General features: G+C 61.7%; 17 protein-coding genes and 3 pseudogenes. 7 read left to right on the top strand and 13 right to left on the bottom strand.

Annotation, left to right across the window (positions count from 1 at the left end; all coding sequences use genetic code 11):
- Positions 1-158: 158 nt before the first annotated feature.
- From PG883_RS17265 to apbC, 4 genes are all read right to left on the bottom strand, one after another.
- Positions 159-1,631 (bottom strand): inorganic phosphate transporter, encoded by a 1,473-nt coding sequence (locus tag PG883_RS17265; protein ID WP_041211421.1) that lies wholly within the window; start codon positions 1,629-1,631, stop codon positions 159-161.
- A gap of 319 nt (positions 1,632-1,950) precedes the next feature.
- A complete protein-coding gene (gene dcd, locus PG883_RS17260) occupies positions 1,951-2,532 on the bottom strand; it encodes a dCTP deaminase (protein ID WP_010674732.1) in 582 nt (193 codons plus the stop codon).
- 63 nt (positions 2,533-2,595) lie between these two features.
- Positions 2,596-3,240: a uridine kinase gene (gene udk, locus PG883_RS17255; RefSeq protein WP_010674731.1), complete on the bottom strand. Its 645-nt coding sequence runs from the start codon at positions 3,238-3,240 to the stop codon at positions 2,596-2,598.
- A gap of 108 nt (positions 3,241-3,348) precedes the next feature.
- On the bottom strand, positions 3,349-4,431 hold the full coding sequence (gene apbC / locus PG883_RS17250) for an iron-sulfur cluster carrier protein ApbC (protein ID WP_182721848.1): 1,083 nt from the start codon (positions 4,429-4,431) through the stop codon (positions 3,349-3,351).
- 185 nt (positions 4,432-4,616) lie between these two features.
- On the opposite strand from apbC, the gene metG reads away from it, so the two are divergent.
- Positions 4,617-6,650, top strand: coding sequence for a methionine--tRNA ligase (gene metG / locus PG883_RS17245; protein WP_041211419.1), 2,034 nt, complete (start codon positions 4,617-4,619; stop codon positions 6,648-6,650).
- A 71-nt stretch (positions 6,651-6,721) separates the two neighbouring features.
- Here metG and PG883_RS17240 read toward each other — a convergent pair whose 3' ends face one another.
- The gene (locus PG883_RS17240; protein WP_041211418.1) at positions 6,722-7,456 is read right to left on the bottom strand and encodes a CHAD domain-containing protein; all 735 of its coding nucleotides are present in this window, start codon (positions 7,454-7,456) and stop codon (positions 6,722-6,724) included.
- Between the two features lie 12 nt (positions 7,457-7,468).
- Positions 7,469-7,741 (bottom strand): acylphosphatase, encoded by a 273-nt coding sequence (locus tag PG883_RS17235; RefSeq protein ID WP_010674727.1) that lies wholly within the window; start codon positions 7,739-7,741, stop codon positions 7,469-7,471.
- Positions 7,742-7,826: 85 nt separating this feature from the next.
- On the opposite strand from PG883_RS17235, the gene PG883_RS17230 reads away from it, so the two are divergent.
- Both PG883_RS17230 and PG883_RS17225 read left to right on the top strand, forming a co-directional pair.
- Complete coding sequence (locus tag PG883_RS17230; RefSeq protein ID WP_041211417.1) at positions 7,827-9,257, top strand: methyl-accepting chemotaxis protein; 1,431 nt, start codon at positions 7,827-7,829, stop codon at positions 9,255-9,257.
- A 183-nt stretch (positions 9,258-9,440) separates the two neighbouring features.
- A complete protein-coding gene (locus PG883_RS17225; protein WP_039039155.1) occupies positions 9,441-10,634 on the top strand; it encodes a class I SAM-dependent methyltransferase in 1,194 nt (397 codons plus the stop codon).
- A gap of 474 nt (positions 10,635-11,108) precedes the next feature.
- Here the strand turns inward: PG883_RS17225 and PG883_RS17220 are convergent.
- A pseudogene (locus tag PG883_RS17220) lies at positions 11,109-11,752 on the bottom strand (glutathione S-transferase family protein).
- Between the two features lie 259 nt (positions 11,753-12,011).
- Between PG883_RS17220 and PG883_RS17215 the strand changes: the two are divergent.
- From PG883_RS17215 to PG883_RS17200, 4 genes are all read left to right on the top strand, one after another.
- Positions 12,012-13,196, top strand: a complete 1,185-nt coding sequence (locus PG883_RS17215; RefSeq protein WP_041211416.1) for an acyltransferase family protein — start codon at positions 12,012-12,014, stop codon at positions 13,194-13,196.
- Positions 13,197-13,544: 348 nt separating this feature from the next.
- Entirely contained in the window at positions 13,545-14,582 is a 1,038-nt protein-coding gene (gene selD / locus PG883_RS17210; RefSeq protein WP_041211415.1) for a selenide, water dikinase SelD, read from the top strand.
- Positions 14,579-15,709: a tRNA 2-selenouridine(34) synthase MnmH gene (gene mnmH / locus PG883_RS17205; protein ID WP_270807424.1), complete on the top strand. Its 1,131-nt coding sequence runs from the start codon at positions 14,579-14,581 to the stop codon at positions 15,707-15,709. Before selD ends, mnmH begins: the two co-directional genes overlap by 4 nt.
- Entirely contained in the window at positions 15,703-16,347 is a 645-nt protein-coding gene (locus PG883_RS17200; RefSeq protein WP_041211413.1) for an MBL fold metallo-hydrolase, read from the top strand. Before mnmH ends, PG883_RS17200 begins: the two co-directional genes overlap by 7 nt.
- Here the strand turns inward: PG883_RS17200 and PG883_RS17195 are convergent.
- From PG883_RS17195 to PG883_RS17160, 6 genes and pseudogenes are all read right to left on the bottom strand, one after another.
- On the bottom strand, positions 16,323-17,339 hold the full coding sequence (locus tag PG883_RS17195; RefSeq protein ID WP_041211412.1) for a response regulator: 1,017 nt from the start codon (positions 17,337-17,339) through the stop codon (positions 16,323-16,325). The genes PG883_RS17200 and PG883_RS17195 overlap by 25 nt on opposite strands.
- Positions 17,336-19,936: pseudogene (locus PG883_RS23880) on the bottom strand (ATP-binding protein). Before PG883_RS23880 ends, PG883_RS17195 begins: the two are co-directional and overlap by 4 nt.
- Before the next feature lie 204 nt (positions 19,937-20,140).
- Complete coding sequence (rplY, locus tag PG883_RS17175; RefSeq protein WP_041205748.1) at positions 20,141-20,428, bottom strand: 50S ribosomal protein L25; 288 nt, start codon at positions 20,426-20,428, stop codon at positions 20,141-20,143.
- A 163-nt stretch (positions 20,429-20,591) separates the two neighbouring features.
- Positions 20,592-21,419 (bottom strand): hypothetical protein, encoded by an 828-nt coding sequence (locus PG883_RS17170; protein ID WP_041211411.1) that lies wholly within the window; start codon positions 21,417-21,419, stop codon positions 20,592-20,594.
- Positions 21,420-21,488: 69 nt separating this feature from the next.
- Positions 21,489-25,388 (bottom strand): ATP-dependent RNA helicase HrpA, encoded by a 3,900-nt coding sequence (gene hrpA, locus PG883_RS17165; protein ID WP_041211410.1) that lies wholly within the window; start codon positions 25,386-25,388, stop codon positions 21,489-21,491.
- A gap of 190 nt (positions 25,389-25,578) precedes the next feature.
- Positions 25,579-25,800 (bottom strand): annotated as a pseudogene (locus PG883_RS17160) (CBS domain-containing protein); the annotation flags it as partial.
- Positions 25,801-25,900 lie beyond the last annotated feature (100 nt).

Raw genomic sequence — 25,900 nt, 5'->3', positions numbered from 1 at the left:
AATATGATGCACGGCGACAGCAGGGTGATGGTGGTGGTGTGTTTGGAGACAGCCAGTTTACCAGCACCCTGTCTGTCAACTTCCACTTTCCCAGGATCCCGCGAAGAACCACAAAAAAGGGCCCGAAGGCCCTTGTTTCATTTCCAATGACTGTCGTCTTACCCGCCAAAGAGATGGTTGTTCAGCAGGAAGAGACCGCCGGAGAGCAGCATGGTGAGCGGCAATGTCAGCACCCAGGCCAGCAGAATGGTCTTGATGGTCTGGCTCTGCAGGCCGGACTTGTTGGCCACCATGGTCCCCGCCACCGCTGAGGAGAGAATGTGGGTGGTGGACACCGGCATCCCGGTCAGACTCGCAATCCCGATGGACGCGGCGGCCGTGATCTGGGCTGCAATGCCCTGGCTGTAGGTCATGCCGGAGGAACCGATCTTCTCCCCTACCGTGTAGACGATACGACGCCAGCCCACCATGGTGCCGCAACCGAGCGCCAGGGCGATGGACACGATGACCCAGGTCGGCGCATATTCGGCCGTGGCGGTCAGATCCTTGCGCCATTTGGCAAGATCGGTCAGCTCCTTGGCCGGCAGTGGCAACTTGGAGACCTTGCGGGCAGTGTCGTCGATGCACAGCAGCAGACGACGCACCTCGCGGCGATCCACCAGGTTCATCTCCTCGTAGGTGCGCACCTGGCCCAGACGCTTGTCGAGGGTCGCCATGGCCTGCAGGGCCTCCCCTGCCGCACAGTGACTCATCAGCTCTTCTTGGGCTTTGGCAGGCACACTGAAGTTCACCAGATGGGAAACCTGTTCCTGGTTACGCTGGTAGATCTCCATGATGCGCTGGTTGGCATCCTGGGTTCTGTCCAGATCATAGGAGCGGCTGTTCATGTCTAGCGCAAAATAAGCAGGCGCCATGCAGATCAGCACCAGCATCACCAGACCGATGCCTTTCTGGCCATCGTTGGAGCCGTGCACGAAGCTCACCCCCATTGCGGAGCAAATCAGAGTGACACGGGCCCAGAATGGTGGATGCTTCTTGCCGTCCACCAGCAGGCGCTCTTCCGGGGTCTTGTGGATCTTGCTGCCAAGCCATACGCGCTTCATGGCGAACAGCAGCAGGGCGGCAATGATGAAGCCCACGGTGGGAGAGATGATGAGAGAGAGCATGATGTCGATGGCTTTGCCGACGTTGATACCCTCTTTCAGGGGTTGATGGCTGATCAGGGCATAGGCGCCGCCTACCCCCAGGATGGAACCGATCAGGGTGTGGGAGCTGGATGCCGGAATGCCGAAGTACCAGGTTCCCAGGTTCCAGACGATGGCCGAGAACAGCAGGGAGAACACCATGATCAGACCCTGGGTAGAGTCCATGCCAAGCAGCAGATCGATGGGCAGCAGGTGAACGATGGCATAGGCCACCCCCAACCCACCCAGCATGACACCGGCGAAATTGAACAGACCGGAAGCCACCACCGCCATATGAGCCGGCATCGCCTTGGTATAGATAACCGTTGCTACCGCGTTGGCGGTATCGTGAAAGCCGTTGATGAATTCATAGGCCAGCACAAAAAAAACGGCCAATACCAAACCGATTGACCACCACAAACCCAAACCACTAAACATTTCAAACATAAAAACGAACCTGTTTATGAGTTGCGGCGGATTATGCCAGAAGGCTCGATGCGCCATACCCGTTGTTGAAATATTTCAGCAAAAAAAAAAAAGGGCATTCCGTCAGAAAATGTCTTAGGGCCTGTAGGAACGGGGCTTGTCGAGGATTAATTTAAGTCCATTCCATTGCTGTGGATAGGCGCCAATCAAAGCCGAAGCATAGCTCGATGTCCCGAAAAAGGCCGTTTTCAACCCGCTCGGCACGTCCGTTTCCTTTTGTCAGATATAAAAGAGGGTGCCCTGGCACCCTCCTCGATAGACAAGCCGCACGGTGCGGGGGTCAATCCTGGTTGATCCGGCTGGCCACAGCCCCTTGCTGACTCTTGTATTTGGCATTTTCCCGTTTGTTGTACGGGCGAGCCGCGGTACCTGACAGCATCTCGAAGTTCAGGGCACCGATCTTCATCTTGGGACGCAGGGCCAGAGGCAACTTGCCGCCGTTGTAAAACTCCAGCACGATGCGACCTGACCAGCCCGGATCGATGCGGTGGGCGGTGACGTGCACCATGAGGCCCAGGCGCGCCAGGGAGGAGCGACCATCCAGCCAGCCGACGATATCGGCGGGCAAGGTAACCGATTCATAGGTCACCGCCAGCGCCAGCTGACCCGGGTGCAGATAGAAGGCTTCACCGTCCGGCACGTGGATCTCCTCGCTCATCACCCGCTCGATGGCATCGGCCATCTCGGCACTGGTACCGCCAAGGTCGATGTAAGGCGCGGTATGATCGCGAAACACCCGAAACTCGTTGCCCAGCAGCACATCGACGCTGACGCCGCTGATCCGCTCAACACCGGGCCGCGGCTCGATGACGATCTTGCCTTCATCCAGGTGCCGTTCGATATCGGTATCACAAAGACGCATTCTGCGACTCTCCTGACAAAAGATTCATTAAAAAAAGCCGGGCATCACCCGGCTTGTTTTCTCTCAACCAATCAACATATGGCGGATACGCGCCTTGAGCATGTCGATGGCGATGCGGTTCTTGCCGCCACGGGGCACGATCACGTCGGCATACTGCTTGGACGGGTCGATGAACTGCATGAACATGGGACGCACAGTCTTCTGATACTGCTTGAGTACGGAGTCCATGGTACGACCGCGCTCCTGCACATCGCGCACCAGACGGCGCAGCAAACAGATGTCGAGCGGGGTATCCATGAAGATGGAGGCGTCCATCAGTTCGCGCAGGCGGCTGTCGGTCAACAGCAGTATCCCTTCGAGGATGATGACACGGCGCGGTGCAAAGGTAGTGACCTCGGTCATGCGCGTGTGCTCGGTATAGGAGTACTGGGGGATGTTGACCGCCTCCCCTTGCGTCAGCTGGGTCAGATGCTGCACCAGCAGATCGTGATCCAGGGCATTGGGGTGGTCATAGTTGGTCTTGACCCGCTCTTCCATGGTCAGGTGGGTCTGATCACGGTAGTAGCAATCCTCGGTGATCACACCAATCTGACCCGCTCCCAGCTCGGCCACCAGCTCTTCATAGATGGTTTGGGCGATAAGACTCTTGCCGGACGCGGATGCACCAGCAATACCGATGATCACACAGGAATGTTGAGTATCAGACATTGAAAATACCTAAAGAGAAGAGCACTGGGGATTGTTTAAACCGATCCATTATATGAAAAAGGGGTGGCCATGCCCACCCCAAATCCGTCCCCCTTGGCCGAACGCCGATTATTCGTCCAGCGCCACCGTGTAGAGCGGAGTCGCAATCGGTTTTGCGCTGAAATAGAGCTCGGCCCCTACCCGGCGAGCCAGTTTCAGGTAAGTCTGTGACAGCTCGCCATCCGGCGTACCGAACACGGTGGGGCAGCCGTCATCCATGTGCTGGCGAATGTCGATATGCAGCGGCAACTGACCAAGCAGCGCCACGTGATACTGCTCCGCCATCTTCTGGCCACCGCCGGTACCGAACAACGGCTCGTGATGCCCGCAGGCACTGCAGACGTGGTAACTCATGTTCTCGACGATGCCAAGCACAGGCACATTGACCTTGTTGAACATGGCGATCCCCTTGCGGGCATCTGCCAGTGCCACATCCTGGGGCGTCGTGACGATCACCGCCGCCGTGGTGGGCACCTGCTGGGCCAGCGTCAGCTGGATATCGCCGGTGCCCGGGGGCATGTCCACCACCAGGTAGTCCACCTCACCCCAGCGGGTCTCGTGCAGGATCTGCCCGAGTGCCTTGCTCGCCATGGGACCGCGCCAGATGGTGGCATCCTGCTCGGCCACCAGATAACCGATGCTGTTGCTCTTGATGCCGCAGGCCATCACCGGCTCCATCAACTTGCCATCAAAGCTGACAGGGCGCTCCTTGAGGGTCCCCGTCATGGTCGGGATGGAGGGGCCATAGATGTCCGCATCCAGCAGGGCGACCCGCGCCCCCTCTTTTTGCAGCGCCAGCGCCAGGTTGACCGCGGTAGTGGACTTGCCCACCCCTCCCTTGCCGGAGGCAACCACCAGGATATTGCGGATCCCCTGCACCGCCGCCAGTTGCTGCGCGCGGGGCATGCTGGCCACGTCTATCTCCCCCGCCCAGTCGATGCGGGTCGCGCCGGTTGCGCTGCGCAGCTGCGCATCGAACTCCTCTTTGATCTGTTCAAACAGGGACTGGCCGGCAAAGGGCAGCACCAGCGTGATGGCCAGGGTCTGTTCGTGCCGCTCAACGGAACGCACAAAACCGGCCGCGACCAGATCCTTGCCCCATCCTGCCGGCTTAAATTCGGCCAGGATCTGTTTTACTGAATCAATCACCATTAACTCCCCATTATGTTGTCGTTATGCTGAGGTGAACGGTTACCGCACATAAATCAGTGGCTTGCCGACGTCATCGCGATGCCGCCAGTCAGGGCACCGGGGGCCACAACCCTAGGCAGGCCGCCCCCAATTCGGGTAACATGCACGGCACTGTATCATCCCAACAGGCACATAAAGAACGTATTATGGCAACTGATCCTCGTAGAATGCTGGTAACCTGCGCCCTCCCCTATGCCAACGGCTCCATCCATCTCGGCCACATGCTGGAACACATCCAGGCCGATATCTGGGTTCGTTATCAGCGAATGCGTGGCCATCAGGTGCATTTCGTCTGTGCCGACGATGCCCACGGTACGCCCATCATGCTCAAGGCTCAGCAGATGGGGATCTCGCCGGAAGAGATGATTGCCGCCGTCTCCCAGGAGCACCAGGGGGATTTTGCCGGTTTCAACATCAGCTTCGACAACTACCACTCCACCCACAGCGACGAGAACCGCGAGCTGGCGGGCGTGATCTATGGCCGCCTCAAAGAGTCCGGCAAAATCAAGATCCGTACCATCTCCCAACTGTTCGATCCGGAAAAATCCATGTTCCTGCCGGATCGCTTCGTCAAGGGCACCTGCCCCAAGTGCAAGTCCCCCGATCAGTACGGTGACAACTGCGACGCGTGCGGCGCCACCTACAGCCCGACCGAGCTGATTGATCCGAAATCCGCCGTCTCCGGTGCGACCCCGGTGATGAAGGACTCCGAGCACTACTTCTTCGACCTGCCCCAGTTCGAAGCCTGGCTCGCCGACTGGGTACGCGGCTCCGGCGCCATCCAGGAAGAGATGGCCAACAAGATGCAAGAGTGGTTCGAAAGCGGCCTGCAGCAGTGGGACATCACCCGTGATGCCCCCTACTTCGGCTTCGAAATTCCCGGTGCCCCCGGCAAGTACTTCTATGTCTGGCTGGACGCCCCCATCGGCTACATGGCGTCGTTCAAGAACCTGTGCAACAAGCGCGGCGACATCGACTTCGACAACTACTGGAAAGCGGACTCCGACGCCGAGCTCTATCACTTCATCGGCAAGGACATCGCCTACTTCCACTGCCTGTTCTGGCCGGCCATGCTTGAAGGCGCGAACTTCCGCAAGCCGACCAAGGTCAACGTACACGGCTATGTGACCGTCAACGGCGCCAAGATGTCCAAGTCTAAGGGCACCTTCATCAAGGCGTCCACCTATCTCAAGCACCTGGATCCGGAGTGCCTGCGTTACTACTACGCCGCCAAGCTCAACAGCCGCATCGACGATCTGGACTTGAACCTCGAAGACTTCGTCTCCCGCGTCAACGCCGACGTGGTCAACAAGCTGGTCAACCTGGCCTCTCGCAACGCCGGCTTTATCGCCAAGCGTTTTGACGGCAAGCTGGCCGCCACCTGCGCCGAGCCCGCACTCTACGCCGAGTTTGCCAACGCCAGCGCCAGCATCGCCGAAGCCTATGAAGCGCGCGAATTCAGCCGCGCCATCCGCGAGATCATGGCCCTGGCCGACAAGGCCAACCGCTATGTGGACGACAAGGCTCCCTGGGTCATCGCCAAGCAGGAAGGGGCGGATGCCGAGCTGCAAGCCGTCTGCTCCGTCGGCATCAACCTGTTCCGCGTGCTGATGGCCTACTTGAAGCCCGTCATGCCGCAACTGGCCGAGCGCGCCGAAGCCTTCCTTGGCGAGACCCTGACCTGGGACGGCATCGCCGCCCCTCTGGTCGACCACGGCGTCGCCCCCTTCAAGGCCCTCTTCTCCCGCATCGAGTCCGCCAAGGTGGATGCCATGGTGGAAGCGTCCAAGGAAGACCTCGCCAAGGAGCAGAGCAAGAAGCCGGCAGGCCCCCTGGTGGACGATCCCATCAGCGAGACCATCACCTACGACGACTTTGCCAAGATTGACCTGCGGGTGGCGCTGATCAAGAAAGCCGAAGCGGTGCCGGAAGCCGAGAAGCTGCTGAAGTTGCAGCTGGATATCGGCGGCGAAACCCGTCAGGTCTTTGCCGGTATCAAGTCCGCCTACAACCCGGAAGATCTGGAAGGCAAGCTGACCGTGATGGTGGCCAACCTGGCCCCGCGCAAGATGCGCTTTGGCATGTCCGAAGGTATGGTGCTGGCGGCAGGTCCGGGCGGCAAGGATCTCTGGATCCTCGAGCCCCAGGAAGGTGCCCAGCCGGGCATGCGCGTGAAGTAATACGCCCCTTCCCGGACAGTCCCAATGAAAAGAGAGGCCAATGGCCTCTCTTTTTTTACCTTGTGGGGTGCTTACTGCCCGCTCTGCAGCAATGCCATGCGAAGGCCGACCAGCTCCGCCTGATGGCAATCCAGTTGCAGTAGTTGGCAGCGGATCTCTGTTTTCAGGGCTCGCCGTTGCTGGCCCCGCCCCGTTTCGCCCCCAAGGCGTCTGAGCCATTGGCGCCTGTCCTGCAATTGCCCAAGCCGCTCCTGCCAGCTCACCAGCATGGACAACCAGGCCGGATCCCCTCCCCCCTGTGCCGTCAGCAGCTCCATCCCGTAGCGCGCCTGTTTCAGCACCAGACGCAGCCGGTGCCAGCACCGAAGTTTCGCCCTGATGCCCACAGGAAGGGAGGTGGTCTTCGCCAGTGCATCCGACAGTGACAGCGCCAGATGCAGCTGAAACAGCGGCAAGAGATCGACACCGACGGGCACCTCTTCCAGTCGGGCCAGCCAACGGGCAAGCAGGCCGGTCAACAGGGGGACCCGTGGCAAGCGGTTCTGCCGAAGCGAACCACCATGATGCTGCGCATAGACCTGGGCATCGCGCAGGGCGGAGAGCGTGCCGACGGCACGGGTCAATCGCCGCTCCAGCTCGGGCTCATGAATGAGGGGTCGCCACAGGGCGAGCAGCGCCAGCAGGCGGCGGGCCGCTATCCGGTAGGCATGCACCTCTTCCATCCCCTTGTTCTGGCGCAGTGCCAGGGTCGCCCCCCGATATTGCCCAACGAGCCGGTTGGCCTGCGCAATCCCGCTCTCCCCCATGACCCCTCCCGGCTAGTTGGTATGAAAACCGGTTCCGGTGGGTGGCAACGCCTGGGTGCACTCCATTCGGGTGACGGTGGCGGTTCGAGGCCCGTGCTCAAGCCAGCCCAGCATCATCTGTACCTTCTGTTCGGGACCGGCAATCAGGATCTCCACCGAGCCATCTTCCAGGTTGTAGGCATGCCCCCGCAGCCCCAGTTGCAGCGCCCGCTCCCGGGTGAAGTAGCGAAATCCCACCCCCTGAACCTGACCCCACACCCGCACGACAAACGATTGCTCTCCCATTTATCACACCTTTCTCTTAAGTAATTTTTCCCCGGGGCGATAATGAGCGCGACACTCTCTTCCCCTTGCAGGACGCAATACCATTATGAAAGAAGTAAAGTTTCGGTGGGTTGACCGTTATCTCATTCACCTCACGATCAGCGAGAAATTTCTTATCACCTTCTGGTGCCCCCTGGTGTTCATCGCCTTCCTCACCTGGTATCTGCTGGCCGACGGCCATGATCAGGCGATGCAGCTCAGAGTGGATCAGCTAAAAGGGCGGGTCGAGACCACGGCCCAGCTGGTGAGCCAGCAGCCGACCCTTACCCTGCCCGCGGATCTCGTACTCACGCCTGGCGCCGCCACCGGCCTTAGCCAGCAGGGAGACATCTATCGCTATGGCGCCAGCGCAGGTCAGGCGGGCGTCGTCTCCGGCACCCTGGATATGAGTCACTACGCCCTCTGGGATGGTCAGGGCACCACGCTCACCATCATCGCGGTGCTGGCCGCCCTGCTGGCCCTCATCACCCACTATCTGATGACCTTTGTCTCGGGGGCGCTCTACTCCACCAACAAGGCATTGCAGACGGTAGCGAACGGCGATCTCACCTTCCGGCTCAACTTCTTCCCGGTGCGGGACGAGTTCTCCATTCTGGCGGGCAGCATCGACACCTTCACCGACCGCCAGCACAAGATAGTGCAACTGGTGGAAGAGTCCGCCGATGCCCTTACCCTGGCCGCCGACGAATTTCGCGAGCATGCCAGCGACGGCGAGCAGCTTGCCCGCGCCCAGCGCCAGCACATGGACTCCCTTGCCGCCGCCATGGAGCAGATGTCCGCCGCCATCCGGGAAGTTGCCCGCAACGCCAACGACACCCTGCTGCAAACCCGCCAGTCCAGCGACGAGGCGACTCACGGGGCACAACGGGTGGCACGCACCATCACCGCCATCCGCACCCTGGCAGACGAGATTGGCAATGCCTCGGGCGCGGTCGAGCGGCTGACTCACAACGCCAATCGCATCAACGAAGTGGTCAACGTCATCAACGCCATCTCCCAGCAAACCAACCTGCTGGCCCTCAACGCCGCCATCGAGGCGGCCCGCGCCGGTGAACAGGGACGCGGCTTTGCGGTGGTGGCCGACGAGGTGCGCACCCTCGCCAGCCGCACCCAGCAGGCGACCGTGGAGATCCAGCAGATGATCGAGGAGCTCCAAGCAGGGACCGGGGCGCTGAACGACATCATGGAGAAGACGGTGGGGCGCGCGGCCGACAGCCAGCAGCTCATCACCGAAGTGGGCATGGACATCGAGCGGCTCAGCAACCACAGCGATGCGGTGCTGGAGATGAGCACCCAGATCGCCACCTCCAGCGAAGAGCAGAGTTCGGTGGCCGAGGAGATCACCCGCAACCTCGACAAGGTGCGCCACGAGGCAAGCCGGGTGGAGGAGTCCGCCAGCGCGGCGGTCGCCGGCACCACCGGCCTCAAGGGAACCGCCAGCGAACTCGGTCAGGCGCTCACCGGCCTGCGGATCTGACCACTCCGGCAGGCCATCGTCCAGATGGCCTGCCATGTCTGGGCCAGGCGCTGGGGACGCGCGAAACAGCCCGTCCAACCCTGACCGCGTGTGGATGCACGGATCCCGGTAGACGCGGCTTGCGTGCCTACCCTCACAGCCCCTACTATATGCCCCCTTCTTTTCTACCATCGGCAACTACCCATGAGCGCTTCCATCTATCTCGTCAAAGGCCGCGAAAAATCCCTGCTGCGTCGCCACCCCTGGATCTTCTCCAAGGGCATTGAGCGGGTGCAGGGCAACCCCGTTGACGGCGATACCGTCGAGATCTTCACCCATGACGGCAAATGGCTCGCCCGTGGTGCCTGGTCCGGCAGCTCCCAGATCCGTGCCCGGGTCTGGACCTTCGACAAGGATGAGAGCGTCGATCTCGACTTCTTCATCCGTCGCCTCAAATATGCGCAGGAGTCCCGTGACGGGCTCATCAAGCGTCAGGGCCTCACCGGCTATCGCCTCTGCGCCGCCGAATCCGACGGTCTGCCGGGCCTGACCATCGACCGCTACGCCGACTTCCTGGTGTGCCAGATTCTCTCTGCCGGCGCCGAGTTCCAGCGCGAGCTGATCACGCAAGCGCTGCGTACCCTCTACCCCGAGTGCAGCATCTATGAGCGCTCTGACGTGGCCGTGCGCAAGAAGGAAGGGCTGAAGGAGCGCACCGGCGTCATCCATGGCGAGACCCCGACCGACCCCGTGGTCATCGAGGAGAATGGCGGCGTCAAGATCCTGGTAGATATTCGTAACGGTCACAAGACGGGTTTTTATCTGGATCAGCGGGACAACCGCCTTGCCGCAGCGAAATACACTGAAGGCAAGCGGGTGCTCAACTGCTTCTGCTACACCGGCGGTTTCGGGGTCTATGCCCTCCAGGGCGGTGCCAAGGAGGTAGTCAACGTCGATCTCTCCCAGAATGCGCTGGACATCGCCCGCCAGAACGCCGAACTGAACGGTCTCGATACCAGCAACACCCAGTTCGTGCGTCACGACGTCTTCAAGCTCTTGCGCGAATATCGCGAGAAGGGCGAGAAGTTCGATGTCATCGTGCTGGACCCACCCAAGTTTGCCGAGAGCAAGGCCCAGCTGCTGGGCGCCTGCCGCGGCTACAAGGACATCAACATGCTGGCGTTCCAGCTGCTGGCGCCGGGTGGCGTGCTCTTGACCTACTCCTGCTCCGGCCTGATGGAGCAGAGCCTGTTCCAGAAGATAGTGGCCGATGCAGCGCTCGATGCCGGCCGCGATGCCCAGATCCTGGAACTCCTGTCCCAGGCATCCGATCACCCCATCGGCACCGCCTATCCGGAAGGCTTCTACCTCAAGGGGCTGGTGGTGCGCGCCCGCTAAGCCGAGCAGACCAGCGCTGCCCCCCTTGTCCCCGGTTTCATTTCAGATCCCGGCCAGGGCTGGGTCTGGCAAGCCATCAAAAAGCCCGCGATCAAAGCGGGCTTTTTTCATGCGGCCGCCAAAGAGATAACCTCCCCCCGACTTTGCCACCAACAGCGATTGCTGCCCCCATCCCTCCTCTTCGACTGACGACAGCCATCCTCAATCAAGAGTTGCCGCATCGTTAACCCGATTCTCATCTCTCTTTCACTACACAACCCACCAACAGAGACATTCCCGGCATTTGCTTTATGCAAAATCATGAAATATTACGCATCAATATTAAAAAATCCTCGGGGAAATATCAGCCATAAACGCATACCCACTCATTTGAATGAAAATTGCTGTTTTCCCCTGCAATGGATCACGCCATGCCCCTGTCCGCCTCGCACATTGCCTGGGGCGACAATACTCGCCCACCACAAGTCATCCCGCTCAATCACGCGCCGGCGCGCCCAGCGGGAAGTAGTGTCGAAATGGCCTCGCCTCCTCCACCACCCGCACGATGGAGGGATGATTGAGCAGACGGGCGCGATAGGCACGCAGGCGGCCATAGCCAGCCGAGATATCGTGGGCCCAGTCGGCGTAGAAGAGCGAGGGGGCGGCGGCGCAATCGGCCAGCGTGAAGTCTGCGCCGGCAATCCAGTGGCGTCCTTCCAGTCGCTGATCAAGCCAGGGGTAGATCTGATTGAGCAGCTCGCGGGCCTCCGCTACGCCATAGCGGTCGCGATCAGCGGCCGGGCGCAGCGCATCCAGCACCACTTTTTGCATCGGCGTCATCACATAGTTGTCGAAGATGCGATCCAGCATATGCACCTCCAGACCCGCATCGCCGGGCGGGATCAGGCTGACGGGGCCCGGATGGTACGCCTGCAGATGGGCGACGATGGTGCTGCTCTCGAGAATGCAGCGACCGTCATCCAGCAACACCGGGAAGCGCTTGAGTGGCCAAAGGGCGGCAAGTTCGGCGCTGGCCGCCGGCTCTTCGAGGTTCCGGTATTCGAACAGGGTGGCATTCTCGTAGAGAGCGATCAGCACTTTCTGGCTGTAGGACGAAAAGGGTGGGCATAGAGTTTCATGGGGATGTTCCTGACGCTCAGAGGGATGACTTCCCTAGTCTAGATCCCCTCTCTATTTTCGATGCGTCCCTATCCCATGCTGGTTTTGGGATGATAAACGCCCATTCATGACGGCAATAACACCCGTATGGATCTCTTTTAGGTAGGGTGATCCCGCCTGTGGCCGCCAAGCCGGGGCAGCCGACTCATCAGGGTTGATGAGCGGCACCACAACAAAAATTGATGTCAGGCCAAGCTGAACATCATCAAGGATCCCGTCATGAATCAATCATTGCCGCTGTTGACGCCGCTGCGGGGCATCGCTGCCCTGATGGTGGTGCTGTTCCACGCCCGCTTGCTACTCTTCCCCCAGTGGATGGAGTCGATCGCCGGCCACACCCGACTCATCGAGAACGGCTACCTCTGGGTCGATCTCTTCTTTATCTTGAGCGGGCTGGTGCTGGCCCATGTCTATGGGGAGGCCTTCGCCCGCACGCCCCGCACCATTGGTTATGGCCGCTTCCTCTGGCTGCGGCTGACCCGGGTGTATCCCCTCTACCTGGTGACCCTGCTGCTGCTGGTTGGCTGGGAGCTCTACAAGGCCCACCACGGGATTGGCTTCTACGCCGGCCCCCTGTTCAAGATGTGGGAGTGGGAGGGGATGCCTCCTTTTGGTTCCCCCTTCACCCCCGCCGAGGCACTGCCAAGCGCCTTCCTGCTGCTGCAGGTGGTAACGGATCACGGATTGACCTGGAACTTCGCTGCCTGGTCGCTCAGCGTGGAGTGGATAAGTTATCTGCTGTTTCCATTGCTCATTCCCCTCGCCGTCACCCGCAGCCGCTGGAGCAACCTCGCCCCCTTGCTGGCCTTGACGGTGCTGGCCTATATCGTGCACAGCCGGGGTACCCTGGATGTCACCAGCGGCGCGCTGGCCATCGGGCGCGGGGTGAGTGAATTCGTGCTCGGCCTCTGGCTGCTGCCCAAGGTGAAGGCTGCCCGCCAGTGGCCCATGATGCAGCAAGATCTGCCGCTGCTGCTCGCCTTTCTGCTCCCCTTCGCACTGATGCAGTTCACCATGACGCCGTTGTTGACCCTGCTACTGATCAGCGCCTACGTGTTGCTGATCTGGATTGCCGCCGCCCAAGGGGAGCGCCAGAGCCCGCTGCTGCGCCTCCTGGACAACCGCTTCACCAACTGGCTGGGGGATCTCTCCTACTCCATCTACCTGCTCCACGCCCTGGTGTTGCTCACCGGCTGCGAGCTTGTCCACTCTCTGGCGCCGGGGCTCACCGCGTGGTGGTACGCCCAGACCAACCCCTTGCTGGGGGTGCTGGCCACCCTGTTGATGCTCGCCGTGCTGATCGGGCTCTCGGCGCTGAGCTACACCCTGCTGGAGCGGCCGCTGCAACGGCGACTGCGCCGGCTAGGCAAGGCGCCCCAACCAGTGATGGAGCAAGCTGGCTAGTTTCCGTCGCCACATGCTGCCCCGATGCAAGACCGGCACGCCGTCGGGGCGGCTCAAAGTGGGACTAGCCTGAGCAAGGCGAAGAGTACGGCTCTTTTTGAACCCGACAATCCCCTTCGCTTTGTGTCAATTCCAGTTCGAATCAAGAGGGCCATCTGTGGCATAATGGCCCGTCCTGTGGTCCTCGGCGGGGCTTCGCCGGCGCATCCTTGCCCTCCTCCCGTCCTGCCAGGCAGCCTGACATCACTGTGTTCACAGGCCGCCAGGGCCACCCTATTTTTGCGCGCACATTTGACGGTGCCACAGCAGTTATTGGCACACGCAAGTCTGCCCACACAAGGGGAAAGCATGTCTTCCATTCGTCTGACCCAATACAGCCACGGCGCTGGCTGCGGTTGCAAAATCTCCCCCAAGGTGCTCGACACCATCTTGAAGAGCCAGATCCCGGGCTTTGACGACCCCACCCTGGTGGTCGGCAACAGCAGCAAAGATGACGCCGCCGTGGTCGATATCGGCAACGGCCAGGGCATCGTCTCCACCACCGACTTCTTCATGCCCATCGTCGACGATCCCTTCACCTTCGGTCGCATCGCCGCCACCAATGCCATCAGCGACATCTATGCCATGGGCGGCAAGCCCATCGTCGCCATCGCCATCCTCGGCTGGCCCATCAACACGCTGGCGCCGGAAGTGGCCCAGCAGGTGATCGACGGCGGCCGCCAGGTGTGCCACGAGGCGGGGATCTCGCTCGCCGGTGGCCACAGCATCGACGCCCCCGAGCCCATCTTCGGTCTTGCGGTGACAGGTATCGTGCCACTCGACGCCATCAAGCAGAATGACACCGCCCAGGTGGGCGACACCCTCTATCTGACCAAACCGCTTGGCATCGGCATCCTCACCACAGCTCAGAAGAAGGGCAAGCTCAAGCCCGAGCATGAACAACTGGCCCCGGATGCCATGTGCACCCTCAACAAGATTGGCCAGCGCTTCGCCGCCTTACCCGGCGTGCACGCCATGACCGACGTGACCGGTTTTGGACTGGCAGGCCACCTGCTGGAGATGTGCGAAGGTTCCGGCGTCAGTGCCCGTCTGGACTTCAAGACGCTGCCGCTGCTGGACGAGGTGGATTATTACCTGAGTGAGGGCTGCGTACCGGGCGGTACCCTGCGCAACTTCGACTCCTATGGTGACAAGCTGGGCACCATGGATGATCGCACCCGCAACATCCTGTGCGACCCGCAGACCAGCGGCGGCCTGCTGGTAGCCGTCGGTAAAGAAAGTGAAGCCGAGCTCCTTGCCATTGCCGCACAGGCAGGGCTGACCCTCTCTCCCATCGGCCAGTTGCAGGCCCGCACCGGCAACCAGTTCATCGAGGTTGTCCAATGAGTGCCCTGCCACTGGCCACGGATTACGCCCGGATCTTTCTGGATGAGGTTCCACTCATCGATCTGCGCGCCCCCGTCGAGTTCAAGGAAGGGACCTTTCCCACCGCCGTCAGCCTGCCGCTGATGACTGACGAGGAACGTGCCCGGGTCGGTACCTGTTACAAGCAGGAGGGACAGGCCGCAGCCATCACCCTAGGCCATCAACTGGTAGGTGGCGCGGTGCGCGCCGCGCGCATGGAAGGCTGGCTGGCCAGGTTGCGCCAGCAACCCGACGCCCTGCTCTACTGTTTTCGCGGCGGCCTGCGCTCGCAAACCGTACAACAGTGGCTGGCCGAGGCCGGCGTCACCCGCCCCCGGGTCGCGGGCGGCTACAAGGCGCTGCGCCACTTTCTCATCGACACCCAGGCGAAGGCCAGTGCAGAGTGCGACTGGACCGTGCTGACCGGCATGACCGGCTCCGGCAAGACCCACATGCTGGCGCACATCACCCAAGCGGTGGATCTGGAAGGGCACGCCCGTCACAGGGGGTCGTCGTTTGGCCAACTGCCGGGTGGGCAACCCGGCAACATCGACTTCGAAAATCGGCTTGCCATCGAGCTGCTTCAGCGTCGCAACCGGGGGGAGTCACAGTTTGTACTGGAAGACGAGAGCCGCCTCATCGGTCGCTGCGCCCTGCCACTCAACCTTTATGAGGCCATGTGCCGGGCTCCTCTGGTGGTGGTGGAGGTGCCGCAGGAGGCTCGGGCCGAGCAGATCCGCACCGATTACGTGCAGGATCTCTGGCTGCGCTATCTGGAGTTCCATGGGCCAGATGCAGGCTGGCCGCTGTTTGCCGGCTACCTCACCGACGCCATGGCCAGGCTCAAGCGCCGACTCGGTGACAAGGATTATCGCGAACTCGATGGGCTGTTGCAGGCCGCCCTCAGGGAACAGGCCCAGAGCGGGGACACCCGCGCCCATCTGGTCTGGATCAGACTGCTGCTGACTCGCTACTATGACCCCATGTACCGCTATCAGCTGGACAACAAGCGCGAGCGGATCCTGTTTCGTGGTGACAAGGAGGCCTGCCTCGCCTTCTTCGCCAAACGCTCCCCCCTTCAGACCCCTCAGGAGAGTCCCACATGTTGAAGTTCGAGGTGATCCCGGTCACCCAGTTCGCCCAGAATTGTTCCCTCATCTGGTGTGACGAGACCCGCCAGGCGGCGTTGATCGATCCCGGTGGCGAGGCGGACAAACTGCTGGCCGCCATCGCCAGGCACGAGCTGCGGCTGGTGAAGATCATCCTGACCCATGGCCACCTGGATCACGTGGGGGCCGCCGCCGAGCTGCGTACTCGCACCGGCGTCAGCATTGTCGGCCCCCACCGGGAAGATGCCTTCTGGCTCGACATCCTGCCCCAGCAGAGCCAGATGTTCGGCTTTGCCCATACCCCGGCCTTCACCCCGGATGGCTGGCTCGCCCAGGGGGACAAGGTTCAGCTTGGAAATTGCGAGCTGGAGGTCTATTTCTGCCCGGGCCACACCCCGGGTCATGTCGTGCTGCTCAGCCAGGCCGAGCGCCTGGCCTGGGTGGGGGACGTGCTCTTTGCCGGCAGCATAGGCCGTACCGACTTCCCGCGCGGAGATCACGCCACCCTGATCCGCTCGATCACCGAGACCCTGCTGCCGCTCGGGGATGACATCGTCTTCATCCCGGGCCATGGTCCCAGCTCCACCTTCGGTCGCGAGAAGGCCAGCAATCCCTATCTGACAGCGCCCATCTGGTAATCCCCCCGCGCCTCGCGGGCATCCCATTGAGCCTTGAGGCGCAAGATCTCCGGCATGATCTCGAGAAAACGGGCGAGCAGCCGGGGATCGAAGTGCTGGCCGGCACCATCACGCATGGTGGCCAGCACCCTGTCCAGAGGCCAGGGCTCCTTGTAGGGACGACGCACGCTCAGGGCATCAAACACATCGGCAATGGCCACGATCCGCGACGCCTCGGGGATCCCCTCGCCGGTCTCGCCGGCGGGATAACCCGAGCCGTCCCATTTCTCGTGGTGATGCAGGGCAATTTCCGCCGCCATGCGAAAGATGGGGGCATCGGATCGCCTCAGGATCTCGTAACCGATGCGCGGGTGACTGCGCATGATGACCCACTCCTCCTCGGTGAGGGGACCGGGCTTCTTGAGGATGTGATCGGGGATACCAATCTTGCCCATGTCGTGCATGGGGGCCGCCAGCTCCAGCAGATCCGACTGCTCCGGGCTCCAGCCCGCCGCATCGGCCAGGGCCCGGGCGTAAGCGGCCATGCGCCAGATATGTACCCCGGTGTCGGTGTCGTTGTAGTGACCCGCCTCGCTCAGCATGACGATGGCGGTGCGATAGCTGCACTCAAGCTGATCGAGGCGCACCAGGGAGAGGTGATTGCGCACCCGGGCACGCACCGTGCTCGGGCAGACCGGCTTGTAGATGTAATCCACTCCGCCCGCCTCAAACCCCTGGCTCTCGCTGTCTGCGTTGTCGCTCGCGGTGATAAAGAGTACCGGGATCCCCGCGTGGGCCGGATCGGCCTTGAGCCGGCGGCACACCTCGTAGCCATCCATGTCGGGCATGCGCACGTCAAGCAGGATCAGGGCCGGCTCGTGGCGCCCCACGGCGGCCAGCCCCTCCTCTCCCCCCTTGGCAAAGAAGAGGTTGTACTCCTCCTTGAGGATTTGCCGCAGCAGCCCAAGGTTGCTCGGCTCGTCGTCGATGATCAGCACTCGCGGTCGATTCATGGCGCAGGTTCCTCCCGATCCTCCAGATAATCCTCCAGCTTGCGGGTGGCGAACGGAATATCGAACAGCTCCAGGGCCGCACTTATCTCGCTCACCAGCTCGCAAGGCAGGTAACTCCTGGCCTGACTCAGCGCCGGCTCAATCAGATCCAGATCCTCGCTCACCAGGGCCTGATGCAGGGCGTGCAGGCAGACCTCCCGCGCTTCCCCCTGGGCCAGCGGGGAGCTGACCGCGCCCGGCTCGCGCCCGGCATAGGTATCGATGGCATGTTGTGCCTGCTCCAGCGCTTCGAGGAAGGGGGCGATGAGCTGACTGGTGTCCCCCCCCTGCTCGATGGCCTCGTTCAGCTCGGCGCTGATGCGCGCCACATCGGTGAGCGACAGACTGCCCGCCACCCCCTTTATCTTGTGCGTCAGGCTTGCGGCCGCATCGGTCTCGTGCTGGGCGATGTAGTCCGGCAACACGGTGCCGACCGTCATGTAGTCATCGCGAAAACGGCGCAGGTACTTGAGATAGACCGAGGCTTCACCCCAGTTGCGAAGTCCGGTATCGATATCGATGCCGGCCACCGGCTCCTGGGCGCGTGGCTCGTCGCTCACGGTGAGCGGCAGGACGCAGTCCGGCAGATAGCGCAGCAAGGTCGCGATGAGCTGCTCCACATCGAGCGGCTTGGCGATGAAGTCGTTCATGCCAGAGGCCAGCGCCGCTTCGCGCTGATCCTTGAAGATGGTGCAGCGCCTGCTCACCGGACTCCACCACCCGAGACTCCCAACCGAGGGAACCCACCGTCATCGACAGGGCGTCACGGGTCACCTGATTGTCGTCGGCGATGAGCAGCGAGATGTGCTGCAGACGCTCGTTCAGGGCCTCGGGCCGCTCCACCTGCTCCAGCCGGACGCGGAACCAGAACTCACTCCCCTTGCCCAGTTCGCTGGTGACACCGATATCCCCCCCATCAGGTTCACCAGGCGGCGACTGATGGTCAGACCGAGCCCGGTCCCCCCGAAACGGCGGCTGTTGGAGGAGTCTGCCTGGGAGAAAGCATTGAAAATATTGGCCTGCTGCTCGGGGGGAATGCCGATCCCGGTGTCGCGCACCCGAAACAGCAAGGTGGCCATGCCCTCTTGCTCTGCTTCCAGCTCGACCTTGACCTCCACCTCCCCGCGCTCGGTAAACTTGATGGCATTGCCGGTCAGGTTGAGCAGCACCTGCTCGAGGCGCAGGGCATCCCCAATCAGATGGGAAACCTGCTCGGGAGCGCTGCTCACCACCAGTTCCAGGTGCTTCTGGCCAACGCAGGTGGACATGATGGCCGCCACGTGATCGAGCACCTCTTCCAGACTGAATGGCACCCGCTCAAGCTCGAGCCGGCCCGACTCAATCTTGGAAAAATCGAGAATGTCGTTGATGATCCCGAGCAGCGCCTGCCCGGCCTGGTGGATTTTGCGCACCAGGACATGCTGGCCATCGTCGAGCCCTCCCTGCTCGAGCAGGTAAGTCAGCCCCATGATGGCGTTCATGGGGGTGCGGATCTCGTGGCTCATGTTGGCGATGAAATCCCCTTTGACCTGTGCCAGCCTGGCTGCCTCCTGCTGGGCCAGCTGCTCCCTGTGCCTGCTGCGCACCAATGCGGCCACCCCGGCACCAAACAACAGCAGCAGCATCGCGCAAGTGGCCGAGATGATCCCCCAGATATGAGTGCGAATGGCCAGCAGCTCGCTGCGCGGCACCAGGGAAGCGGCTTTCCAGATCAGCTGATCATGATTCTGTGCCGGGTACAGAGTGGTCCAGCTCCACAGTCCGTCGGCAGACTCCATCTGGCCGTTTGATGCGCCCCAGAACGCCTGCCAGGCCTGGGGGGACGTGTGCTTCAGGGTGAGATCCGGATGTTCGAGCATGAAGCCCCATTCCTGGGATGGGTCCGGGCTGTGCAGCCAATATCCGTCCTGGTTGAACAGCATGGTGTGATCGGCCGCCTTGCCGCTGCTGTCGGCAAACTCCTTGAGCATACGGGCGGCCTGCACGTTGATAAGCAGCAGACCAAGATCTCGTCCCCCAAGGCGCATACGCTTGGCAATGCGGATCATGGGGTTGAAGGGACGTTCGATCACGCCGTGTTCAACGTTGAGATCGAGCGGCGAGACGTAGACCCGCTCCCAGGGCAGCGCCATGGCGTCGCGAAAATAGTAACGTTCCCCCTTGTTCTGCAACTGGTCGTCCGTCACACGCCACACACGCTGTCCCTGACGATCGATGCGCACCAACTCCATGCCATCCGGGGCAAGCCAACGCACCTGGGCATAGTCGGGATTACGGTTCATCAGGATGGTGAACTGGACGGCCAGGGTGTCACGGTCATTGCGAGCCGCCGCCTCGAGCAGAATGGGCTCTTCCGACATGCTGCGCACATGACGCAGCGGCACCGCCAGCTCACTGTCAAGGCGGCCGCTGGCAAGCGCCAGGAAGGTGCTCTAATCGCTGCGAACGCGGTAGAGCTCGCGCTCGATCAGTGCATTGCCCAGCAGATAGCCCCCCGCCAGGACCAACAGCAGAATAGGTGAAAACAGCAGGAAATATGTCCGTACGATTCCCTTCAAAACGGTCAACATCACCCCGAAAAATGGATTTGTTCGAGCACCTTGTGGACATCAGAGCATCACAACACGTGACCTGCTGTCAATCATGCCTACAAGTAAAGACCAATAGTGCTGTTTGAGTATTTTATTTTCCCGGCAAAAATGCTGTAAAAACAAAGAGGCCACCCGATTGGGTGGCCTCTTCACAGGAACATTCGTTGTCGATTAGACGCGAACGAAGTCCAGGTGAACCAGCTTGTAGCGAACCGGGTGACGCTGGATAGCCTTCACGTTCACCTTCACTTCTTCGCCGTTGATGACCAGGGTCAGCTCGGAGGAGTAGAACTCCGGCTTCTCTTGGGCCAGGATCAGCTTCTTGTGGTCCAGGGTAACGGACACGGCTTCTTTGCCTGCACCGTAAACGATGGCAGGAACTTGGTCAGCATGACGCAGGCGGCGGCTCGCACCTTTCCCCAGGTCAGAACGGACTTCAGCTTGGAATACGAAAGACATAGTAAGTATCTCTTTTAGATGAATGTATGGTGTTGACTGCGACCGGTCAGCACCTCGCAAAACGAGCGCGAATACTAGCACGGGCCCGGGGTGGATACAAGGGACGAACCGCTTGCCATCGCACTGGCAGATGCCGAGGCTCTCCCCTGCCCCGACGCGCCCCTCAGCGCCCCTGCTCCAGGCGGGCAAACTGCTGCTGGCGCTGGGCCGGGCTCAGGGCCTCAAACTGCGCCAGGGTCTCCGCTTTCGGGCAGTAGAGTCGCTGGCCGGTCTGCACCCGGATCCCCTTGCCCATGGCGGGACGGTTCTCCGCCACCAGCGCCAGCAGATAGCTGTAGGTGTCGGATCCGCTACCCGCCTGCGCCTGCAACTGGCTCGCGATACGCCAGAGTGTCTCCCCCGCCGCCACCTGATGACAGACCCGCCCATCCCCCCCTGCCGCCGTGGCGGAGAGGGTCAGGATGGCGCCCTCTGACGACGGGCTGGCCGCGGCAAGCTGCACGCTCCCGTTCGCCCCGGGGAGTAGCGGCACCGCCAGCCTGGCCAGCAAGGGCTCCCCCTGCGCCATCCGGCCTCTGCCCGTCATGGCACCAGGCAAGGAGAACTCGGCAATAAAGGCACTGGCCCCCGGCGCCTCGAAGGAGGGTTGATACAGTGCGGCCGCAGTCGGTTGCGATTGATGGGGGGCCATGCCATAGGCCATCTCGTCGATGCGCTTGAGCCTGGCCAGGTAGGCCTTGGAGAGCTGGGCCTCCCCCTCGAACAGATCGAAGGGGGGCACCAGACGGGCGGGAAAGAGAATCTGCCAGCGGCCGTTCTTCTTTTTCTGCTCCAGCGGCGGGAACTGATTGCCCCGCCAGGCGGCGAAGATGGGCGGCACGGAGCGGTGCACCGGATAGAACTCCGGGTTGAGCTGCACCCAGGTTTGCTCCGCAATGGGCTGGTAACCGCTGATATTGACCAGCGCCACCCCCAACCAGATCCCCAGCATATGATGGCCTCCCTTCCCTTCAAGCCTTCTCTGTTCTTATTCTATCCAATAAAACAGATAGATAGCAGCTTAGCACTGGGCAATGGCGCTCTGCACCCGTTTATCGGAGATGGGGTACGGCGTCCCCAGTTGCTGGGCGAAGAAGGAAACTCTCAGCTCCTCTATCATCCAGCGGATATTGGCCACCTCGGGTGGCATCGGCTGGGATTTGGGGATCTTGGCCAGCAGTGCCTTATACTCCGACTCCACGCTCTGCACCTTGAGCATGTAGACCCGATCCCGGTTGGGATCGATGGCGAGCTTCTCCAGACGCCGCTCGATGGCCCTCAGGTAGCGCAGCAAGTCAGGCAGCCGCTGCCAGCCGGTCTCGGTGACGAAGCCTTTGTGGATGAGCTTGTCCAGCTGCAGCTGGATGTCCGACATGGCAAAGGCGGTATCGAGCTGCATCTTGCCCTTGAGCCGCTTCTTGATCTCATGGGAGAGGGTCAGCACGGCTTCCACCTGCTTGGCAACCTCCACCACGGCGTCGTTGAGCTCGGCGCGGACATACTCCTTGAGCGCCTCGAAACCGGCCTCGTCCCAGGCCATGCCGCCGTGCTGCTCGATGAGCTTGTCGCAGCCGCAGGCGATGCAGTCGTCAATCAACTCGGCCACCTTGCCAAAGGGGTTGAAATAGAGGCCCAGCTTGGCCTTGTTGGGCAGCTTCTCCTGCAGATACTTGATGGGGGACGGCACGTTGAGCAGCACCAGCCGGCGCTGGCCCGCCCACATCAGCTGCTGTTGCACCACCGGACTCTCCACCAGCTGGATGGCGACTGAATCCTTCTGATCCACCAGTGCCGGATAGGCTTTCACCTCGAACCCGCCGCGCTTCTGGCTGTACTCCTGGGGCAACTCGCCAAAGCTCCAGAGGGTGAGGCCGGACTGCTCGATGTCGTCGTCCGCCACCTGGGACAGGGTTTCCTGCACCTTGCCACGCAGGGACTCTTTCAATGCCTCCAGGTCCTTGCCTTCCGCCACCTTCTTGTGTTTATCGTCCACCACCCGGAAGGTGAGTTTCAGGTGATCGGGCACCGCAGCCCAGTCCCAGGCTTCGCGGGGCACGGTGACGCCGGTCATGCGGCGCAGCTGGCGCTCCATCTCGTCCAAGAGCGGCCCCTGTTCGGGGCTGATGCTGGCGAGCAGCGCATCGGCGTAGTTCGGCGCCGGCACGAAGTTCTTGCGCATGGGCTTGGGCATGGACTTGATGAGGGCCACCAGCAGCTCGTGACGCAGCCCCGGGATCAGCCATTCGAACCCCTTCACCTCCACCTGATTCAAGAGCGGCAGCGGAATATGCAGCGTCACGCCGTCCGCCGCCTCCCCCGGCTCGAACTGATAGGTCAACTTGAGCTTGAGGCGCCCCTGCTGCCAGAAGTTGGGGTAGTCGAGATCGCTGATGTGGGCGGCATCCCCCTTCATCAGCATCTCTTTTTCGAAGTTGAGCAACTCGGGGTCCTGCTTTTGCGCCTCTTTCCACCACTTGTCGAAGTGGCGGCTTGATATCACCTCCTCCGGCAAACGGGCATCGTAGAAGCGGAACAGATCCTCGTCATCCACCAAGATGTCGCGCCGACGGGATTTGTGCTCCAGCGCCTCCACCTCGGCCAGGAGCTTGCGGTTATCGCTGAAGAAACGGTGACGGGTCTCGAAATCCCCTTCCACCAGGGCGCGGCGGATAAACAGCTCGCGGCACAGCGCCGGGTCGATGCGGCTGAAGTTGATGGTGCGCTCATTGACCAGAGTCAGGCCATAAAGCGTCACCTTCTCCTTGGCCATCACGGCGCCGTTTTTCTTCGACCAGTGGGGGTCGCTGTGGTGCAGCTTGATGAGATGGCCTGCCAGCGGTTCCACCCACTCGGGTTCGATCTTGGCGTTGATGCGAGCGTAGAGGCGCGAGGTTTCCACCAATTCTGCGGCCATCACCCACTTGGGCGGCTTCTTGAACAGACCCGAGGCCGGGAAGAGATGGAAGCGGCCGTTGCGGGCCCCGAGGAACTCGGGCTTTTCCAGATCCTTGTTGCCGATATGGCTCAAGAGGCCGGTCAAGAGCGCGCAGTGCACCGTCTTGAAGTCCGCCGGTTCATGGTTGGCTTTAAAACCCAGCTCCTTGACCGTCTGACGCAACTGGAAGTGAATGTCCTGCCACTCGCGCACCCGCAGGTAGGAGAGAAACTCCTTCTGGCACAGGCGGCGGAACGGGTTGCTGCCGAGCAGATCCTGCTGCTCTTTCAGGTAGTTCCACAGATTGACGAAGGCGAGGAAGTCGGAATCCTTGTCTTCGAAGCGTCTGTGCTGCTCGTCGGCGGCCTGCTTCTTCTCCATGGGCCGCTCGCGGGGGTCCTGAATGCTGAGGGCGGCGGTGATCACCATCACCTCGCTCAGACAGCCGGTCTGCGCCGCGCTGATCACCATCTTCGCCAGACGCGGATCAAGGGGGATGCGCGAGAGCTGACGACCGGTCTCGGTCAGCTGCAGTTTGGCCTCCCGATCGCCCGCGGCGGGTAGCTCGCGCACTGCCTCCAGCTCTTTGAGCAGGGTCAGGCCGTCCTTGATATGGCGCGACTCCGGCGGCTCGACGAAGGGGAAGGCCTCCATGTTGCCAAGGCCGAGCGCCAGCATCTGCAGGATGACGGAGGCCAGGTTGGTGCGCAGGATCTCGGGGTCGGTGAAGGCGGGACGGCCGTTGAAATCCTCCTCCGAGTAGAGGCGGATGCAGATCCCGTCCGCCACCCGGCCGCAACGCCCTTTACGCTGGTTCGCGCTCGCCTGGGAGACCGGCTCGATGGGCAGGCGCTGCACCTTGGTGCGCCAGGAGTAGCGGCTGATGCGGGCGGTGCCCGGATCGATCACGTAACGAATGCCCGGTACCGTCAGCGAGGTCTCCGCCACGTTGGTGGCGAGCACGATGCGCCGCCCGGCGTGGGGCTGGAACACCTTGTTCTGCTCGGCGTTGGAGAGGCGGGCATAGAGCGGCAGCACCTCGGTGTCGCGCAGGTTGAGCTTGCGCAGGGCGTCGGCGGTGTCGCGGATCTCCCGCTCGCCGTTCATGAAGATAAGGATGTCTCCTAAACCTTCTCTAGCCAGCTCTTCCACCGCATCGAAGATCCCCTGCAGCTCGTCGCGCTCCTCCAGTCCCTCACTTTTATCGCTGGTGAGCGGGCGGTAACGCACCTCCACCGGATAGGTGCGGCCAGAGACCTCGATCACCGGCGCCTTGTTGAAATGACGGGAGAAACGCTGGGGGTCAATGGTGGCCGAGGTGATGATCACCTTGAGGTCCGGGCGCTTTGGCAGCAGCTGTTTTAGATAACCCAGAATGAAGTCGATGTTGAGGCTGCGCTCGTGGGCCTCATCGATGATGATGGTGTCGTACTGGGTCAGCATCCGGTCGTTCTGGATCTCCGCCAGCAGTATACCGTCGGTCATCAGCTTGATGTGGGTCTGCTCGCTCACCTGATCGGTAAAGCGCACCTTGTAACCCACGTAGTGGCCAAGCTCGGACTCCATCTCCTCGGCAATACGGGCCGCCACGGTACGGGCCGCGAGGCGGCGCGGCTGGGTGTGGCCGATAAAGCCCTTGACCCCGCGCCCCAGCGCCAGGCAGATCTTGGGGATCTGGGTGGTTTTGCCCGAGCCGGTTTCCCCGGCGATGATCACCACCTGATGGTCCTGAATGGCCTTGGCGATCTCCCCTTGCTTCTGGCTCACCGGCAGGTTGTCCGGATAGGTGACCTTGGGTACGCCCGCAAGACGGGATTGGTAACGAGCCTGGGCGGCATCCAGCTCGGCGGCTATGGTCTCAAGCACCTGGCCTTGCTTGGCTTCCGGCAACTTCTTGACGCCGTGCAGACGGCTGGAGAGACGGCGGGCGTCGAGGTTCATGCAGGCAGAGAGACGGCGGCGCAGCGCCTCGATAGAGAGAGACAAGGTACGAATTCCTTAAAAGAGTGCCCCGCAAGGGGGCCATATCGACAAGCTGGGAGCGATCCTAAAGAGCGAGGCCGGAGGGTGCAAGCCTTAAAGCGGCGCACCAGGGCATGAACCGGAGCCCTCATGACAACCACGGATGAAAAGAGCAGGCCGGGGCCTGCTCATGAATGCCGTGACACGGGGAGCGTCAGACTCTGGCCTGGTGCACGAAGCAGGTGTCGAGCTGGGCATGGATGGCCTGCATCACGTTGTGGCGATTGATCACCCCGAGCAGGCGTCCCTCCTCCACCACCGGATAGATCTTGGGTTTCTGCCCCATCATCATCTCGGCCAGATCCAGAATGCTGGTGTCAGGGCCCACCGCCAGCACCTCCTTGCGCATCACATCCTTGACCTGGGCCGCGAATTCAACTCCGAAGTGCAACACCCGCCAAATCAAGCAACCTGTCGTAGTTCATCAAACACGATCTGCGGTTGCCTGAAATCCAAACATTTGCGCGGTCTAAGGT

The organism is Aeromonas sp. QDB25, assembly GCF_027707725.1.
Classification (GTDB): Bacteria; Pseudomonadota; Gammaproteobacteria; order Enterobacterales; family Aeromonadaceae; genus Aeromonas; species Aeromonas caviae.
Note: the sequence above shows the minus strand (reverse complement) of the source record. Positions and strands in the feature narration are given on the sequence as shown.